The organism is Hydrococcus rivularis NIES-593 (assembly GCF_001904635.1).
Taxonomy (GTDB): domain Bacteria; phylum Cyanobacteriota; class Cyanobacteriia; order Cyanobacteriales; family Microcystaceae; genus Hydrococcus; species Hydrococcus rivularis.
In genome coordinates this window covers 468,688-485,254 of the sequence record NZ_MRCB01000001.1, presented here as the reverse complement: position 1 = coordinate 485,254, position 16,567 = coordinate 468,688, and the positions used below count along the sequence as shown (strand labels likewise).

14 protein-coding genes are annotated in these 16,567 nt (G+C 46.7%); 9 read left to right on the top strand and 5 right to left on the bottom strand.

The window, feature by feature from the left end; genetic code table 11:
- Positions 1–76: 76 nt before the first annotated feature.
- Positions 77–916 (top strand): hypothetical protein, encoded by an 840-nt coding sequence (locus tag NIES593_RS02205; RefSeq protein WP_073597998.1) that lies wholly within the window; start codon positions 77–79, stop codon positions 914–916.
- A 36-nt stretch (positions 917–952) separates the two neighbouring features.
- On the opposite strand, the gene NIES593_RS02200 is transcribed toward NIES593_RS02205, so the two are convergent.
- The 5 genes from NIES593_RS02200 to NIES593_RS02175 form a co-directional block, all read right to left on the bottom strand.
- Positions 953–1,714, bottom strand: a complete 762-nt coding sequence (locus tag NIES593_RS02200; protein WP_073597997.1) for a peptidylprolyl isomerase — start codon at positions 1,712–1,714, stop codon at positions 953–955.
- Positions 1,715–2,042: 328 nt separating this feature from the next.
- A complete protein-coding gene (locus tag NIES593_RS02195) occupies positions 2,043–2,342 on the bottom strand; it encodes a hypothetical protein (protein WP_073597996.1) in 300 nt (99 codons plus the stop codon).
- A gap of 106 nt (positions 2,343–2,448) precedes the next feature.
- On the bottom strand, positions 2,449–2,958 hold the full coding sequence (locus NIES593_RS02190) for a HetP family heterocyst commitment protein (RefSeq protein ID WP_073597995.1): 510 nt from the start codon (positions 2,956–2,958) through the stop codon (positions 2,449–2,451).
- 68 nt (positions 2,959–3,026) lie between these two features.
- The gene (locus tag NIES593_RS02185; RefSeq protein ID WP_083602276.1) at positions 3,027–5,057 is read right to left on the bottom strand and encodes a response regulator; all 2,031 of its coding nucleotides are present in this window, start codon (positions 5,055–5,057) and stop codon (positions 3,027–3,029) included.
- A 94-nt stretch (positions 5,058–5,151) separates the two neighbouring features.
- Positions 5,152–8,262 carry an ABC transporter transmembrane domain-containing protein gene (locus NIES593_RS02175; RefSeq protein ID WP_073597994.1) on the bottom strand — a complete coding sequence of 1,037 codons (3,111 nt, stop codon included), beginning with the start codon at positions 8,260–8,262 and terminating at the stop codon, positions 5,152–5,154.
- Between the two features lie 1,391 nt (positions 8,263–9,653).
- Here NIES593_RS02175 and NIES593_RS02165 point away from each other — a divergent pair.
- From NIES593_RS02165 to uvrB, 8 genes are all read left to right on the top strand, one after another.
- Entirely contained in the window at positions 9,654–9,935 is a 282-nt protein-coding gene (locus NIES593_RS02165; protein WP_073597992.1) for an RNA recognition motif domain-containing protein, read from the top strand.
- Between the two features lie 133 nt (positions 9,936–10,068).
- Positions 10,069–10,233, top strand: a complete 165-nt coding sequence (locus tag NIES593_RS23885; protein ID WP_175561009.1) for a hypothetical protein — start codon at positions 10,069–10,071, stop codon at positions 10,231–10,233.
- A gap of 88 nt (positions 10,234–10,321) precedes the next feature.
- Positions 10,322–11,638, top strand: a complete 1,317-nt coding sequence (locus NIES593_RS02155; protein WP_073597990.1) for a four-carbon acid sugar kinase family protein — start codon at positions 10,322–10,324, stop codon at positions 11,636–11,638.
- 92 nt (positions 11,639–11,730) lie between these two features.
- Positions 11,731–12,561 (top strand): septum site-determining protein MinC, encoded by an 831-nt coding sequence (minC, locus tag NIES593_RS02150; protein WP_073597989.1) that lies wholly within the window; start codon positions 11,731–11,733, stop codon positions 12,559–12,561.
- Between the two features lie 285 nt (positions 12,562–12,846).
- Positions 12,847–13,644 carry a septum site-determining protein MinD gene (gene minD / locus NIES593_RS02145; RefSeq protein ID WP_073597988.1) on the top strand — a complete coding sequence of 266 codons (798 nt, stop codon included), beginning with the start codon at positions 12,847–12,849 and terminating at the stop codon, positions 13,642–13,644.
- A 49-nt stretch (positions 13,645–13,693) separates the two neighbouring features.
- Positions 13,694–14,011: a cell division topological specificity factor MinE gene (gene minE, locus NIES593_RS02140; RefSeq protein WP_015141911.1), complete on the top strand. Its 318-nt coding sequence runs from the start codon at positions 13,694–13,696 to the stop codon at positions 14,009–14,011.
- 27 nt (positions 14,012–14,038) lie between these two features.
- On the top strand, positions 14,039–14,242 hold the full coding sequence (locus NIES593_RS02135; RefSeq protein WP_073597987.1) for a hypothetical protein: 204 nt from the start codon (positions 14,039–14,041) through the stop codon (positions 14,240–14,242).
- A 150-nt stretch (positions 14,243–14,392) separates the two neighbouring features.
- The gene (gene uvrB, locus NIES593_RS02130) at positions 14,393–16,390 is read left to right on the top strand and encodes an excinuclease ABC subunit UvrB (protein ID WP_073597986.1); all 1,998 of its coding nucleotides are present in this window, start codon (positions 14,393–14,395) and stop codon (positions 16,388–16,390) included.
- The last annotated feature ends 177 nt before the right edge of the window (positions 16,391–16,567 follow it).

Genomic DNA, 16,567 nt, shown 5'->3' with positions numbered 1-16,567 from the left:
GAGTCAACAAAATCAACAACAAATTAAGATTAGCTCATCGCCGAACTATCTGTAGCACTTTTAAAACTGAATAGCGATGGAGAAAATAAAACTAGAACAAAAGCTAGGCTCGGCTCATCGTTCGTTGTTGAGCATCACTTCGATAGTCGCTAGTACGGCGATCGCATCTTCTCCAGTTCTAGCTGCCACTCTAGCCAATTCCGAAGCCCAATTCCAGTTAAACAATCTTAGTCACAAACCGCAAACAACGTCTACTTTCGCCGATACTAACGGTTTTACGACTGCCGCCCCTCCCGGCGGAGACGTGAGAAACTCGGCTCGCTCCTTGGCATTTTTTCCACCTCAGACTCCATCTGCTTTGAGCAGCTCCTTTAGTCTATCATTCGGCGAAGGTAGGAACTATTCAGGGGAAGTGCAAAGCGAAGCTCAAGTTCTCGGCACCTTTGCCATAGAAGCAGGCGAAACTTTTTCATTTGATTTCGCCAGTTCATTAGACCTCGAAACCTCAATTCAAGATCCTCAAACCGAAGGTGCAACGGCTGCTGGAGATATCTCTCTGTTATTGCTCGATAACGCAACTGTCTTAGATGACTTCCTTGTTCTCGGAAATTTATCAACTCCAGGCGACACCAACGATTTTCTGCTTTCTGACATTAGCGACAACATCACGTTGACCGACAATTCGCAAACGACGTCTTTTGGAGGAAACGAAGAATTTGCCACCATTTCGGTTCGAGGTTCGTTTGAGCGTTCCTTCAATCGCCCAACTAATCTAACTTTAATTCAAGGTCAAATGAATAGCGCATCAGTTGCCGACCCGCCCGTGTCAGTACCCGAAGCTAGCTTCGGTTTAGCTTTACTCGTCCTAAGTGCTGTTTCGACGTTAAGGCGCATTTTGAGGTCTAATTCAAAGTAATTCCGATTAACCATTTGCGATCGACCGAACTCGCTCTTAGCGATTAAGCAGGTAGTTTAACTCGCTCTCTAGCCACTCTTCAAATAGCTTATCAATAATCTCCTGACGGCTGGCAGAGTTGAGTTCGGCAGGAATAAACTCCGTTACCATTAGCAGATGATATCCTTGATCTGTTTTGAGCGGACCGATAATATTTCCGACAGGTTTGCTCATTACAACTGCCGCAATATCGGGTTTTAAACTCCAGCGATAAAGCTTTCCTTCATAGCCGCAGTAATTCCTGCGCCGTTCGTCAATATCGTAGAGGTGAGCCGCTTCGTAAAAACTGATTTCTTCTTCTTCAACTCGATAATAGATTTCCCAGGCTAGTTGCTCGTAGGGAACGACAATTTGATAGAGAACGAACTGCTCAAAATCGAGCTGATTTTGAGCGAAAAACTTTTCTACTTCCTTATCAAATAGATGCTCGGCTAATTTTTGAGCGAGCAAGCGAGTGCGAATTCCCGTCTCCCAGTCATCTGTAGTTATCATCTGCTCGGTTAGCCAGGCAAGCGCGTCTGAGGCTTTCTCTAAACGCTTTTCGTAACGGATGTCGTTTGCCTCGGCTTGAATTTCTTCCGGCGTAACGGTTACGCCCCTGTCTTGAGCGGCTTGAGCGATAATTTTTTGAGACACCAGTTTCTGACAAAGATCTTTGAGAAGCATCTCGTGCTTCAGGAAATCCACAATCTCTTCAGGAGTAATGGATACGCCCGAAAAATTAACGATCTTCCTTTGGCTTGCCTCGCTGTCGGTCATAATATATCGTCCTCCAGCAATAATCGACTCTCCATTAAGTGAGTCTCAACTGAGATTTTGCACCGTTCTCAACAACTGTTGTTGTCATTCATTTCCCGTGCGATCGCAAAAGTCTTCTAAAGAAGACTCGATAGGAATTTCAGTCGATTTTAATCGAGTTGAGCTTTGAGCCTAGAACTTGAGTTCTAGGCGTTGATGCCAAAGGTGCAAGATCTCAGTCTAAATAAACCTAGCTGTGTAAAGATTGTCAAATTCATGCCAAATAAGCCACACAGCTAGGTTAGGTTATTTTTTATTGCCGCAGATGAGTAAATTGAGGTCTGCCGACTTATCTGCTGATCGATGCAGATTCAAGGAACGATTCGGAGGAGCGGTTTTCCACCGTTTGAGTGCCACCTTCAATCTCGGTGAAAGTGTCGCGACCTTGGGCATCAGCAACGCCTTCTACGAAAGCAAAGTTACCATTAAAATTAGCGCGAGCGTTGACTCTCTTGTCGATGTCAATTCTGCTTCTGACATCGAGATCTTTCCTCTTTCTGATGTTGCTGTCAAAACGAACGCCGCCGCCGCCGACGATACCAGTTGCCTGGTCAACGATTTCTAAATAGTTGAGGTCAGAAATAATCATTGAGTTTCTCCTTTTTGATTAACCGATTGCTTGGAGCAACTTGGTTTACATTCTTACGATACCGAGAAAAATTAGGTGGGTGTTACCAATTTGGTAGAAAGTTTTTTCATTCTTTTGAGTTTTTCAATACCGAGCTATTAACTAGATTCATTTTGTTCGAGGTCAAACCAGTCGATCTAATTCGCGATAAAAATTCCTCGCAGCACCTTTTGAAAGTACAGGATAAATTCTGGGCAAGCGAGCAGTTACCTTCTAGTCGCTCGTTTTCCCATCGGGAGCGATTGCCGCCTCGGATGGTTCCACTTTTCTCCTCAATCGTCTCTAAATAACCGAGATCGGTAAGTTGGCTGGAGTCGCCTTGGGAAAATTTTCTTTCGGCTTTGGTTTCGAGATTTCTCTTGCGGTTTTGAGCCTCCTGTTGCTGGTTGTCTTTAACTAATCGGATATAGGTAGTATAGGGGATGTAGTGGAGTGGGTTGTATCCCGCGTAGCGCAAGATGAGAACGCATGCCCAGGAATATTTTCCGGCGAGAATTGCTTCAACAATTCGATTGAATTGTTCGGTTGTCATCGCCTTATCTAATTTGGGCTGAGAGTCAGAAAATTGGGAATTCATAGGAATGGCTACTCCTAAGTAAAGTGATACCAATTGGTAGGGGTCGAGCTTTCCGTGCCCGCACAGCTTTATAAATCGATGCCACTGCGCTGCAACTGTCGGATTGGGTCGAATAAAATGTCTGCAAAGCGACGGCGACGAATGATAATATCGGCACTGCCTGTCTGACCAGCCCTGAGTCTGATGGTTCGTCTCCCCTCATTGACATAATTGCGATCCAATTCCACCTTCACCCGATAGACTGTGCCCAGTCGCTCGTTTTGTTCGGCATCGGAAGAAATGGAGACGATTTTGCCGGAGATAATTCCGTAATCCTGAAAGGGATAAGCATCGAATTTAACTTTGACTGGCATTCCTTTCTTGACGAAACCCGCTTCTCGATCGGGCAGAACGGCTGAAAGAACCAGCGGTGCATCGCTAGGAGCAATTTCTGCGATCGCTTCTCCCGGCTGAACCACCTCGCCTGCGTTTTTGAGATTTAAGCGCGAGACGACTCCATCGACTGGGGCGCGGAAAAATCTCTGTTTGAGCTTAGCTTGCTCGCTGGCTAGCAAATTCTTCGTTTCGGCAATCTTGGCTTTGATCTGAGCGCTTTCAACTTTGAGTTGCTGAATGCGTTGCTCGGCTTCTAGCAGCATTCTGCGCCCCTGGGCTTGTTTCTGATTCAGTTCTGTCTCAAGTCGCTGGGCTTCTTTGAGGGAGGCGGAGAGTTCGCCTTGGCTTTGTGTCATGCGGTCTTGGAGTTCGCGCAGGGACTGTTCGGCTTGAAACAGTTGTTCGTCGGTACTGGCTACCTCTTGTAACTGGCTGAGACCGATCTGCTGCTGCACTTGGCGCAGGGACTGTTCGGCTTGAAAGATATATTCGAGAGAGACTGCCCCTTCTTTCTGCATTGCCCTGAGCCGTTTTAGCCGTTCCCGATGGGCTGCTTCTTCTAAGTCCAGTTGCACGAGCCGTCTTTTGGCTACGGCGGAGAGGGGTTTAATCTGGCTTTTTCTTGCCCGAACGGCTGCTATTTCCAAACTCAATTGAGTCAGTAAGTTTCGCTTGGTTGCGATTTTTTCTCTGGCTTGAGCGATCGCCAAACGCTGTTCTTGCGCGTCTTCAGTTGCGATCGCCTTTAGCGTTTGAGCTTCTAGAAGCGCGCGATCGAGCAGAGCTTGCTTTTGCCGACCTTCAAATTGATAGGCACTCAGCATTTGCTCCAACCGCTCGACTTCTTTTTTTGCCAACTCGGTATCTAGTTCGACCAAGACTTGTCCGGCTTTTACTACATCGCCCTCTTTCACGGCGATGCGAGTGACCTTGCCCGATTCAATCGGCTCGACTTTATAGGTTTCTCCTTTTGGCACTAACTGTCCTGTGGCTCTTCCTACTTCCTCGACTCGACCAAACCAAGCCATAATCCCAAAGACAAGGCAGAAAGCGATGCCGCCGACAATCAGACGACGAGGGAGAGAGGCGGAGGGTCGATCCAAAAATGCCTGAAAATCAGCAGACCAAGCGGTTGTCCGCTCCGCCAGGGTTGTGGTAGAGGCAGGAGATTCGGCAAGTGTCATTGTCGCCCCGGTCATTCCCCCATAAGTCGAGACAGCTTCAGCCGCTGGCACCAATGACAGGCGTGCAGTTCTAGTACTGTCTAACGTCTCGTTAGAAATTGTCTTAGGGGTTTGGGAGCTGGATTCCCCTCCTCTAGCAATAATTTTTTCTAACAGTCCCGGCCCGATTTGAACGTACCCTTTGTGGGCAAACCGGATTGCTTCGATGAGTTCGCGATCGCAAATGGTTTTGTTGAGATACCCCATCGCCCCGGCACGCATGGCGACAATAACGGATTCGTCACTGTCATGCACGCTTAAAACGAGAACCTTAACGTCTTTAAAGTTCTGGCGGATAATCTGCGTAGCGCTGATTCCATCTAAACCAGGCATCTCCAGGTCGATGAGGACGAGATCGGGTTGTAAAGCCTTAACTTGCTCGATCGCACCATAGCCATCGCTAGCGATGCCGCATACCTCTAGATCTGGAGATAGCTCTAGCTTGGCTTTGAGCGCTTCTCGAACCGTCTTTTGGTCGTCTACCAGCAAAATGCGAATCATAGAAAACCTTTTTATTATTTACGCGATTTGATTAACTTGTCATTTGTCACTTGTCATTTGTACTACTACTGACCAATGACTAATGTCGTGGATTTTAAAGATCGAGCTGCTGCTGCGCTAAGTGGTAGTAAAGTCCCTGTCGTGCCATTAGTTCTGCGTGGGTGCCTTGCTCGACAAGAACGCCTCGATCTAGCACTAGAACGCGGTCGGCATGGCGTACTGTCGAAAGGCGGTGGGCAACGATAAAGGTCGTGCGATCGCGGCTCATGCGAGCGAGATTTTGCTGAAAGCGCCGCTCGGACTCGGTATCGAGGGAACTGGTAGCTTCATCCAAAATGAGAATGCGCGGGTTTCCCAACAGGGCGCGGGCAATGGCAATTCGCTGTCGCTGTCCGCCAGAGAGATTAACTCCGCGCTCCCCGACTTTGGTGTTGTATCCCAAGGGCATTGATTGGATAAAAGCATGTGCCTCGGCCAGTTTGGCGACCTCAATGGCTTGCTCTAGCGTGTATTCGGGTCGAAAGAAGGTAATGTTTTCCAAAATGGTGCCGGAGAATAGAAAACACTCCTGAGGCACTACGCCCAGTCGCGATCGCAGCGACTGGGGAGAAACATGACGGATGTCGTGTTCGTCGATCCAGATGCGACCGCTAGTAGGTCGATATAAGGCTTGTAATAGCTTAATCAAAGTCGTCTTCCCCGAACCGCTGCGTCCCACGATCGCGATCGTCTGTCCCGGTTTCGCTTCAAAAGAAAGATTCTGGAGCGTATTGCGCTCCTCGTCGCTATCGTAGCGAAAGGTAACATCCTCGAATCGCACCTCGCCCCGCAGGGTCGGCAAAACCAACATTTGCGCTCCGGGAGGGTCTTCTGACTTGGTATCAAAAACATCGTTGAGCCGCTCTACCGAGATCAGAACTTCTTGCAGTTCGTCCCAGAGGTCTGTCAGGGTCAGCACTGGGCTGATTACTCGACCGATCATCATGTTGAAGGCAACCAACTGACCGATGGTGAGTTGGTCTTGAATCACCAGCGTTGCACCGTACCACAACAAGGCAAGACTGCCGAGGGAATTAATCAGCCCGCTGAGAACTCCCAAATTAATCCCGACTTTTTGCCCGCTAAATTGCACGTTCAGTTGCTCGGTCAGCCGCCCTTCCCAACGCCAGCGCACTTCTGGCTCGGCAGCAGCAGCTTTGATCGTAGCTACCCCCGTCATCATTTCTACCAGGGTTGAATTTTGATTCTCTAGGGCGTTGAAAAATTCTCGCGATATTTTACGCAGGAGTGGGGTTGCCACCAGGGTCAAAATTGCGATCGGCGGGATCAGGGCTAGGATCAGAAGAGTAAGCCGCCAATTGTAATAGAGCATCAGCCCTAAATAGACGAATCCCGTAACGAAATTTAACCAAGCCAAGAGGACTTGCTGGATTAGGAAACGTTGAATCTTTTGATTTTCTTGAACCCGCGAGAGGATGTCCCCCACGCGGCGCGATTCAAAGAATTTGAGAGGCAGAGTCAGCGCATGTTTGATAAAACCGCCAATCAAGCTGAGGTCTAATCGGATCGACAAATAACTGAGCAGGTATTGCCGGACTGAGGACAAACCGATGCTCCAAAGCCCGCAAAGCAGCGCGATCGCAATAAAAAAGTTTAATGTTACTTGGCTTTTGTTGACTACCACTTGGTCGAGAATGACTTGGGTAAACAAGGGACTAACCAGACCGAGAATCTGGATCAGCACCGAAGCCAAGATAATTTGCACGCCCAAAGTGCGATAGGGCAAGAGCACGCTCAAAAATCGACTTAGGGTGCGCTTCTCGTCAGGGGTTGCATATAAGCGTTCCGTTGGCTCTAGCAGCAGCGCATAGCCCGTCCAGCCGGAGAGAAACTCCCCTCTAGACAGCCAGCGTTTGCCCCGCGCGGGATCGACGACTAGAACCCTGTCTCCCTTAATGCGATCGACCACGATATAGTGATCGCCTTGCCAGTGGGCAATCCAGGGGAAATCTTGCTCCAGCAGGCGGCTCAAACTCGCTCGCACGGGTCGAGCTTGATATCCCAGGCTATCTGCCGCTTTGGCTAATCCTTTTAGAGAAGCGCCGGCACGTCCGATCCCGGCTAGATTGCGTAGGGAATTCAGGCTGAAATGCTTGCCCCAGTACTGGCTAATCGCTGCTAGGCAAGCCGCCCCGCAGTCTGAGGAGCTTTGCTGCTCGACGAAGGGGCAACCTCTATCAAACCAGCGACGGTGCTTTGAGGGTTGAGGAAATTCAATGGCTTGTGAATCTATGCGATCGCGATCGGGTTCTGGGGGAGCGGAGAAAACCATTTCTCCCGCATCGGGTTCGTGTCCGTTAGGAGCGGCTATTTCTGCGGAGGAAGACTTTTCTCCCAACGCAGCAGCCAGCTGGGGATCGAGCGCACGTACAGTTTCCCAATGGGCTTTAGGGAGCTGATAGACTAGCAAATCAGTCTGGGCAACCCAATCGGCTGGGATCGGCTCTGGATATCCCCAAGAACTTCCTATCTCTAGCGGTTGAGACCGAATCCGACCGCTGCGCAGCCAGTAGCGACCGGAATCTGAAGGGGTTGCTCGCGCGAGGAACTCTCCTGCTGCAATGCGTTTTTCTACTAGACAGGGCAAGAGTTGCTGGAGCCTGCGACTGGAGAGCGTTCCCAAGGCAGTCAGTGTTTTAAAAAAGATTAAGGCTTGCCGATGTTGGGTTTCGGCAAGCCAGTAGCTTGAAAGTGAGGGTAGCTTTTTAAGCCAAGGTTGCAACTGTGCGATCGCGATTCTAGCAACTTGAGTCGGACTGGCTGCCATCGCTCGATAAGGCAAGGACATCTCGCCAAACAAAGAGTCGCCCCCAAAGGATTTCCCCTCCCCTAACAACTGTGCGGACACTTCCCTTTCCTGCTGTGCGTCAAAGCCGAGCAATCGGACTTGTCCTTGACAGACTACGTAAAAATATTGGGAATTGTTTTCCGTCTGAACGTCATTGCGCGATCGACTCGCGGAGGAAATTGTCAGCGAATTGCCTAGCTCGAACTCAACCATCTCAAACGCTTTGCCCAAATCCGAGATGAGTGCTTCCTCTTCCGAAGGGAGTCTTAACTGTTTTGAAAGTATTTGCTGTAGCCGAGCCGTATCTTTTGAGCTAACCAGGAAAGGCTCTCTTGGCAAGCTTGAATTTTGTTTCATTTTTTTAACTTTCTTGCAGCAATAGAACTCTAAAACTCTCTGGCATTAAAATCGCCAAAGGCTTCTGTCAGCCAAAAGAAGTACATCGACACAGGATGAATCGAAACTAAAACCCACTGACAGCCAAACAGGGTGTCGTTCGATGTACAATTTCTGCCTGAGCCTATATAAGGCTATGTTTAGAAAAGTTTCTTTCTAAGTCCCCTCAAATTTTTCTGCGCGTTTGTAACGGGGAGCTAGAGTTCGAGCGAACAAGATCGTCGTTCGATGTAAAACTTTTGCCCAGTGTAGGTTTTGAGATGAAAAAAATAAACTGTGCCATAATCTTTGTATCTCCTTGTGATTGCATCTTGAGGGATCGAAACAAGGGGAAAGTCGCCTAGGTTTAGTGTTAACGGCACCAAACCTGGGCGCATCGCTTGCTTGGCTTTAGTGCGTCTCTTAGCTTTTCTCTAAAATAAAGTATGTAACAGTTTTTCAAAATGATACCGCCTAATTATTAATTCTTGAGAGAGCGCACTTTAACAGTAGGTTAGGGTATTTAAGTCGGATAAGGCGGTCAGTCTCTTTGTTAAATTTTGCAACGAATAGCGAACCCAAAAATTTTTTTGTAACTGACTATAAAACTCATCTTGGGTATATAGGCAATATTGAGAATGGAACTAATTGTTCCTCATTAAGGATATAACATAAATCTCTTAAAATAAAGGGTTTCTCCTAACGAATCAATAAAAATATAGAAAATCTAAATGATATAAATTGGAAGAAGAAAGCCCAGCCTGGCAGAATCACATTTTAATCTTTTCAAACCAAGCAAAAGAAGATCGAACGATCGTAGATCTTTAGAGTTTTTGCAATCATTGTGGCGATCGCCAAATGGTCGTCAAGTTGAAAAAAATTTCTGCTTAAGCCAAAGACAAATTTGACACAGAGAGCGATTCTTATGAATGCAGAATAGATTAACGATACTTAAAAGTAAAAAATCTATCTAAAGAACGATCTTTGCATGAATTTGCTTAGACTAAGTTAGTCTGGCTTGAGTAGCGCTCAAGTAGGTGATGCAATCTGCTGATGAATTCAAGACCACCTTTTCAATCCAGGAATTGTCAAGCCGAGACTACGACTCTTGAGTCCCGATTCAAAAAGAGCTGTCGAACGGGGCGATAAGAATTTCTAGGCAATTTTCTCAACCCAAGAGAGGAATTAAGTATTAAACTGGACAAGTGTATATTCTAGATGCAAGTTCGGTTTCATTAGTGGTTCATTAATCTGTGCGGACTTTTTCGCGCCAAATTCGAGGAAATTTTTAAAAATTTGTCTCGGAAGAGTTTTTGAGCATCGCTAGCCGAGCTTCATCTGAACCCTGCAATCGTTCAGATGGAGAAACGTTCGTGACTATTTTCGTAGGTAACATATCCCACCAAGCGGCTAAAGAAGACTTAGAAGAAATCTTTGCCGAGTACGGTACAGTTAAGAAAGTCGTGCTTCCTCTAGACCGAGAAACTGGGCGAATGAGAGGGTTTGCTTTCGTCGATCTGTCATCAGAAGACCAAGAAGAGCAAGCCATTCGAGATCTTGACGGGACTGAGTTAATGGGACGACAATTACGAGTCAACAAAGCCAGACCTAGAGAGGATAACCCAAATAGGGGCAGCTATCGCGCTCGATACTAGGAAAATTTTGCCGATCGTTTTCCGGTAGTCAAGCTAACATAACAACATCTAAATCTAGAGATGCCTCTGGAAGATTTAGACTGGGTTGAAAAAACTGATACCAGAGGTTTTTTGTCGTTTTAATGAGGTAATCGTGGCTAAACGCCGTAACTTAAAAAAAGAAAAAGCCGAGCGCAACAAAGCCTATGCTCGTCAGTTTAATAAATCGGGAACCGGACGTTTTTCTCGCAGACGTTATGACCGTTCCAGTCGTAGCAGCAGCACTAATAACAGTTCTACCGAAAATCAGGAGGAATAATACCAACAACCAGTAGGATTAATCGTCGGCTCGTCTTGAGATTATGCAAACATGAGACAATAATCCAGGCTAGTTTTGCACATAAACAATGAATAGCAAACCCAAAATTATTGTCCTTGACGACGATCCTACTGGGTCTCAAACCGTCCACAGTTGCTTGCTGTTAATGCGTTGGGACGTAGAAACTCTTAGGTTGGGACTAGCGGATGATTCTCCAATATTCTTCGTCCTAACTAACACGAGAGCTTTAACGCCAGACAAAGCGGCTAGCGTTACGCGAGAAGTCTGCCACAATCTAAAAATTGCGATCGAAACCGAAAAAATCGAAGAGTTTCTAGTTGTCAGTCGCTCTGACTCAACGTTGCGGGGACATTATCCCATCGAAACCGATGTCATTGCCGAAGAACTGGGGGGGTTCGACGCGCATTTTCTCATCCCCGCTTTTTTTGAGGGAGGACGAATCACCCGCGATAGCATTCATTATCTAATAGTCGATGGCGTAGAAACGCCCGTCCACAAAACAGAATTTGCCCGCGATTCGGTGTTTGGCTATCACCACAGCTACCTGCCCGACTACGTGGAAGAAAAAACCAAAGGTCGCATCAAAGCGAGCGAGGTAGAACGCTTTTTACTGGCGGATATTCGTCAGGGAACGCTAGAGCGCCTGATGAATTTAAAGGACAATCGCTGCGCTGTTGTAGATGGAGAAACTCAAGCCGATTTAGATCGATTTGCCGCAGATATTCTGGCGGCAGCAGCGTCGGGAAAACGATTTTTGTTTCGCAGCGCCGCGAGTATCCTCACTTCTCTCGCGCAACTGGGCAAACAACCCATCGCCCCAGAAGACATGGCGAAGTACAAACCGACTGCTAAACCGGGCGCGGTGATAGTAGGGTCTCACGTTAAGAAAACGACTCAGCAATTAGAACAATTACTCAAAGAACTCACCACAGTCGGGATCGAAGTTGATGTAACGCAATTGCGAAACGATCCCTCTCAAAGAGAGACTCTATTGACGCAAACGCTGCAACGAGTCAAAGAAGTTCATCGAGCGGGTAAAACGCCCGTCGTCTATACGAGTCGCCAAGAACTTGCCTTTGAAACCGTACAAGAACGTTTGGACTTTGGCATTGTCGTTTCTTCGCTATTGATGGACGTAGTGCAAGGATTGCCTTCAGACATTGGCTTTCTCATCAGCAAAGGAGGGATTACCTCGAATGACGTACTGAGTAAGGGACTGAGCTTGACCGCAGCGCGGTTGCTCGGTCAAATTTTGCCGGGATGTTCGATGGTACGCACTTCCGCCGAGCATCCCCTATTTCCCGATCTTCCGGTGGTTTTATTTCCTGGTAATGTTGGCGACGCGCAAGGATTGGTAACGGTTTATCGCCGTTTGAATCGCTGAAGCTCGCCATTGCTAAAAATTAAAATTTCATAATTGGCAACTGAAGACCCATATTGCGCTAGGATGTCGTTTAGTCAATTGACTCTCATCAAATGTCTTCCGATCGCGTACTCCCGTTAACCGATTCCCAAGAAGAACCTTCACCCTTTCCTCTCGAACGCTACTCGCAAGTTCATCTCAAAAGAGAGGGCGAGAAACTGCTGTTAGTGTTGCCAACGCTCCCTCAAAAAGAGGAGAGCAACGATTGGTCGCAAACTTGGCAGCAGATCAAGTACTGTCTCAAGAGTAACGATCGCGCCACTCAAGCAGGAACGGTCGTTTATCTCGTCGCCCAAGATCGTCTGCTCGACGGCAGACAGCTACAGGCGATCGCGGAAGCCCTCAAAGAAGAACGACTTCTGCTAAAGTGCGTTCGTACCAGTCGCCGTCAAACCGCAGTGGCAGCCGCTACTGCGGGCTACTCGGTAGAACAAGAAACCCTAACCCAACCTTTTGGGGTTAATTCGACTCAAGTTGTCTTGCCATTAGCCGAACCGCTTTATTTGAAAACAACGGTGCGCTCTGGCGTTACAATTCGCCATCCTGGTACAGTAATCCTTGTAGGAGATGTCAATCCAGGAGGTGAAATCGCAGCCGACGGCGACATTATCGTTTGGGGAAGCTTGCGAGGCATTGCTCGTGCAGGAGTAAAGGGCGATCGCGAATGTCGAATTATGGCATTGAGAATGGAACCCACCCAACTCCGAATTGCCGATGTCGTTGCTAGAGCGCCAGCCGTAGCACCAAAGGAATTCGAGCCAGAAGTCGCCTATATGACCCAGCAAGGCATTCGTATTACTGGCGCGATCGATTTTGCCAAAACCTATTCTTTCTCTCAAAAAGTCAAAGGATGGGTAGAGAAAGGGACAAAGTATGAAGGATAGAGATGAGGAGGACGAGGAGAGTGTGGGAAGTGTGGGGAGAGGGGGGAGCTTCCGGAAGCTTCGGGAGAGGAAGAGACTCCGAGACAATTAACTACTGACTACTAACTACTAACCACTAACAAATCACCAAATAATTACGAATTACAAATTACGAATTATTTGAATCCCCAATCCTTTCATACTTTCATCGAATCACTGGTAACTGCCTCCTGCATAAAAGCCTTTACTTCCGACTTCCGAATTCTAATAACCTGGTTACTGTTTACCAATCGCTGATAACTGAATATGAGTCATATTATCGTCATCACCTCCGGAAAGGGAGGGGTTGGAAAAACTACTGTTACCGCAAACTTGGGATCGGCAATCGCCCAACTAGGAAAAAAAATCGCCCTAGTCGATGCCGATTTCGGACTGAGAAACTTGGATTTGCTATTAGGGTTAGAACAACGAGTCGTCTACACGGCAGTAGATGTTCTGGCAGGGGAATGCTCGCTCGAAAAAGCCCTTGTCAAAGATAAGCGCCAACCCAATCTAGTGTTATTGCCAGCGGCGCAAAACCGCACGAAAGACGCAGTCACTCCCAACCAAATGAAGGATTTGGTAGAGCAACTGACCAAAACCTACGACTATATTTTGATCGACTCTCCGGCAGGAATCGAAATGGGATTCCGCAACGCGATCGCTCCGGCACAGGAAGCTATTATCGTTACTACGCCCGAAATGGCAGCAGTACGAGATGCCGATCGCGTAGTTGGCTTGCTCGAAACCGAAGATATCAAAAACATTCGTCTGATCGTCAATCGCGTCAAACCAGAATTGATCCAGGTCAACCAAATGATTAGCGTTGAGGATATTTTAGATCTGTTGGTCGTGCCTTTGCTAGGCATCGTTCCCGACGACGAGCGCATTATTATCTCGACCAACAAAGGCGAACCCTTAGTACTCGACGAAAAACCTTCTCTCCCTGCCCTAGCGTTTGGCAACATTGCCAGACGCTTAGAAGGGGAGGAAGTCCCTTTTCTCGACCTCATGGCAGCTCACGATACTCTCATTACCCGTATCCGCCGTTTGTTTGGCGCATAGGGATCGACGCGGAAGACTATTTTAAGATTAAGGATTTTTAATAGCTCGTATGATTCTCGAACTGCTGGAAAAACTGTTTCGGCGACAAGTCAAAAGCGGCGAACAAGCCAAACGCCGCCTTCAGCTCGTCCTCGCTCACGATCGCTCTGGATTGAGCCAAGAGGCGCTAGAATGCATGCGCCAAGAAATTTTAGAAGTGGTCGGTCGCTATGTAGAAATCGATTCCGATGAAATGGAATTTGTCTTAGAAAGCGATCAAAGAATTACGGCTTTAATTGCCAACCTGCCGATCCGACGAGTGAAAAATAGACCCCTGCGATCGTCAATAGAAAAAAATTCTAGTACGATTGAAGAGAATCCGGTTTAACGGTCAGTTAATTGACAACAGAGTGCCTTGAAAATTTCTCGTCAGTCTTCTCTTCCCGTTTCCCTTTGGCTCAGTTTGGCTACTACTCCCTTTGTACTCGGTATGTTAGCCTTTCGTTCCCTAACCCAAAGCTTAATTGAATTAGGTCAAGCTAGCGAAGAAGTCTTTCGTGGCGATCGCTTGCCGATACTCAATTTTCCAGAGCCAGACGATCGATCCATAGACAATTGAGCATTGGTTCGAGATCGCATTGTTATTACTTACAAATATAACCTAGCGCGAGTTTCTTGCTGGCGCGGTCGAGAAGCTTGGTGTGAGCGCTAGTATTGAGATAACGTTGTATTTTTACCAAACGGGGAAAAGTCCTGCGTCGTATTTTCGATGGAACAATTTTTTCTGCAAGCTCCCTTTAAACCGACTGGCGATCAACCCCAAGCGATCGCCCAACTGGTAGAATCTCTTCAACAAGAAAACCGCTTTCAAACACTTTTAGGTGCTACGGGGACTGGAAAAACGTTTTCAATCGCCTCGGTTATTGAAAAGATTGGCAAGCCTACCCTCGTGTTAGCCCACAATAAAACGCTTGCTGCCCAACTTTGTAACGAACTGAGGCAATTTTTCCCTAATAATGCTGTCGAATATTTTATCAGTTATTACGATTACTATCAACCCGAAGCCTACATTCCCGTAACCGATACTTACATTGAAAAAAGCGCTTCGATTAACGATGAAATCGATATGTTGCGACACTCCGCAACCCGTTCTTTATTTGAGAGAAAAGACGTAATTGTTGTTGCATCAATTAGCTGCATCTATGGCTTGGGGATGCCATCTGAATATCTTAAAGCCGCTATTCCTATAGAAGTTGGCAAAGAAATCGATCAGCGTCAATTATTGCGAGATTTAGTTTCCGTTCAATATTCTCGCAACGATCTCGAACTTGTACGGGGACGCTTTCGACTAAAAGGAGATGTTTTAGAAATTGTTCCCGCCTACGAAGATAGAGTCATCCGAGTCGAATTCTTTGGCGATGAAATCGATGCGATTCGCTATCTCGATCCCGTTACGGGGGAAATCCTTCAGAGTATGGATAAAGTGAATATCTATCCGGCGCGTCACTTCGTTACTCCTGAAGAACAATTAGAAGAAGCTTGTCAAAACATCGAACAAGAATTAAAAGAACGATTAGAAGAATTAGAAAAAGCTGGGAAACTATTAGAAGCACAACGCCTCGAACAACGAACTCGCTACGATCTAGAAATGTTGCGAGAGGTGGGTTATTGCAATGGCGTTGAAAACTATTCCCGCCATTTAGCCGGAAGAAATCCTGGGGAACCACCAGAATGTTTAGTCGATTATTTTCCAAAAGATTGGCTATTAGTCATAGATGAGTCTCACGTTACCGTTCCTCAATTACGAGGGATGTATAATGGCGACCAATCTCGAAAAAAAGTCTTAATCGAACACGGATTTCGCCTTCCCAGTGCAGCAGATAATCGTCCTTTAAAAGCAGAAGAATTTTGGAGAAAAGTTCGTCAATGTATTTTTGTTTCTGCTACGCCGGGAGATTGGGAGATCGAACAGTCAAATGGACGAGTCATCGAACAAATTATCCGTCCGACAGGAGTTCTCGATCCGGAAATTTTTGTCCGTCCAACTGAAGGTCAGGTTGACGATTTATTAGGCGAGATTAAAGAAAGAGTCAAGCGCAGAGAAAGGGTATTGATTACTACTCTAACTAAACGGATGGCAGAGGATTTAACGGAATTTCTTCAAGAAAGAGGAATTCAGGTTCAATATCTACACTCAGAAATTCAATCGATCGAGCGCATAGAAATTTTACAATCCTTACGCGAGGGAAAATTTGATGTCTTAATCGGCGTTAATTTATTGCGAGAAGGATTGGATTTACCAGAAGTTTCTTTAGTAGCGATTTTAGATGCAGATAAAGAAGGATTTTTGCGAGCGGAGCGCTCTTTAATTCAAACTATTGGTAGGGCAGCGCGTCACGTGCGAGGACAAGCGATTTTGTATGCCGATAATTTAACAGATAGCATGCTCAAAGCGATCGAAGAGACAGAAAGACGGCGAAAGATTCAGATGGCATATAATCGGATGCACGGCATTACTCCTCAGCCAATTAAAACGCGATCGCATAATTCTATCCTGGACTTCTTAGAGATTTCTCGCAGGTTGAATTCACAACAGTTAGAAGAAGTCTGGGAACAGTCAGATGAGTTACCTTTAGAAAAAATTCCTGAGTTAATTCAACAGCTTGAAGAGAAGATGAAAGAGGCAGCCAAGAATTTAGAGTTTGAAGAAGCTGCCAAATATCGCGATAGAATTAAGCATCTGCGAGATAAGTTACTGGGTCATTAAATCAGTTATCAATTGGCAGTAAAGCTACTAAAGCAATACGCCCAGAAATGAATTTCTAGGTCGCCAAGTGCCGTAATTGGCGATCGCGTTTCATTTTTAGTAGCTAATTTTTAGTAGCTAAACGAGCTTGTCGTTGGCTATCATGAAAAGCTAGGATAAACCGTTCGATTGAGCTTC

Bases quoted from the DNA above. Each gene is read 5' to 3' on its own strand.
- NIES593_RS02175 (WP_073597994.1), bottom strand. From the start codon at position 8,262: ATGAAACAAAATTCAAGCTTGCCAAGAGAGCCTTTCCTGGTTAGCTCA.
- NIES593_RS02205 (WP_073597998.1), top strand. From the start codon at position 77: ATGGAGAAAATAAAACTAGAACAAAAGCTAGGCTCGGCTCATCGTTCG.
- uvrB (WP_073597986.1), top strand. From the start codon at position 14,393: ATGGAACAATTTTTTCTGCAAGCTCCCTTTAAACCGACTGGCGATCAA.
- NIES593_RS02155 (WP_073597990.1), top strand. From the start codon at position 10,322: ATGAATAGCAAACCCAAAATTATTGTCCTTGACGACGATCCTACTGGG.
- NIES593_RS02200 (WP_073597997.1), bottom strand. From the start codon at position 1,714: ATGACCGACAGCGAGGCAAGCCAAAGGAAGATCGTTAATTTTTCGGGC.
- NIES593_RS02195 (WP_073597996.1), bottom strand. From the start codon at position 2,342: ATGATTATTTCTGACCTCAACTATTTAGAAATCGTTGACCAGGCAACT.
- minC (WP_073597989.1), top strand. From the start codon at position 11,731: ATGTCTTCCGATCGCGTACTCCCGTTAACCGATTCCCAAGAAGAACCT.
- NIES593_RS02190 (WP_073597995.1), bottom strand. From the start codon at position 2,958: ATGAATTCCCAATTTTCTGACTCTCAGCCCAAATTAGATAAGGCGATG.
- minE (WP_015141911.1), top strand. From the start codon at position 13,694: ATGATTCTCGAACTGCTGGAAAAACTGTTTCGGCGACAAGTCAAAAGC.
- minD (WP_073597988.1), top strand. From the start codon at position 12,847: ATGAGTCATATTATCGTCATCACCTCCGGAAAGGGAGGGGTTGGAAAA.
- NIES593_RS02185 (WP_083602276.1), bottom strand. From the start codon at position 5,057: ATGATTCGCATTTTGCTGGTAGACGACCAAAAGACGGTTCGAGAAGCG.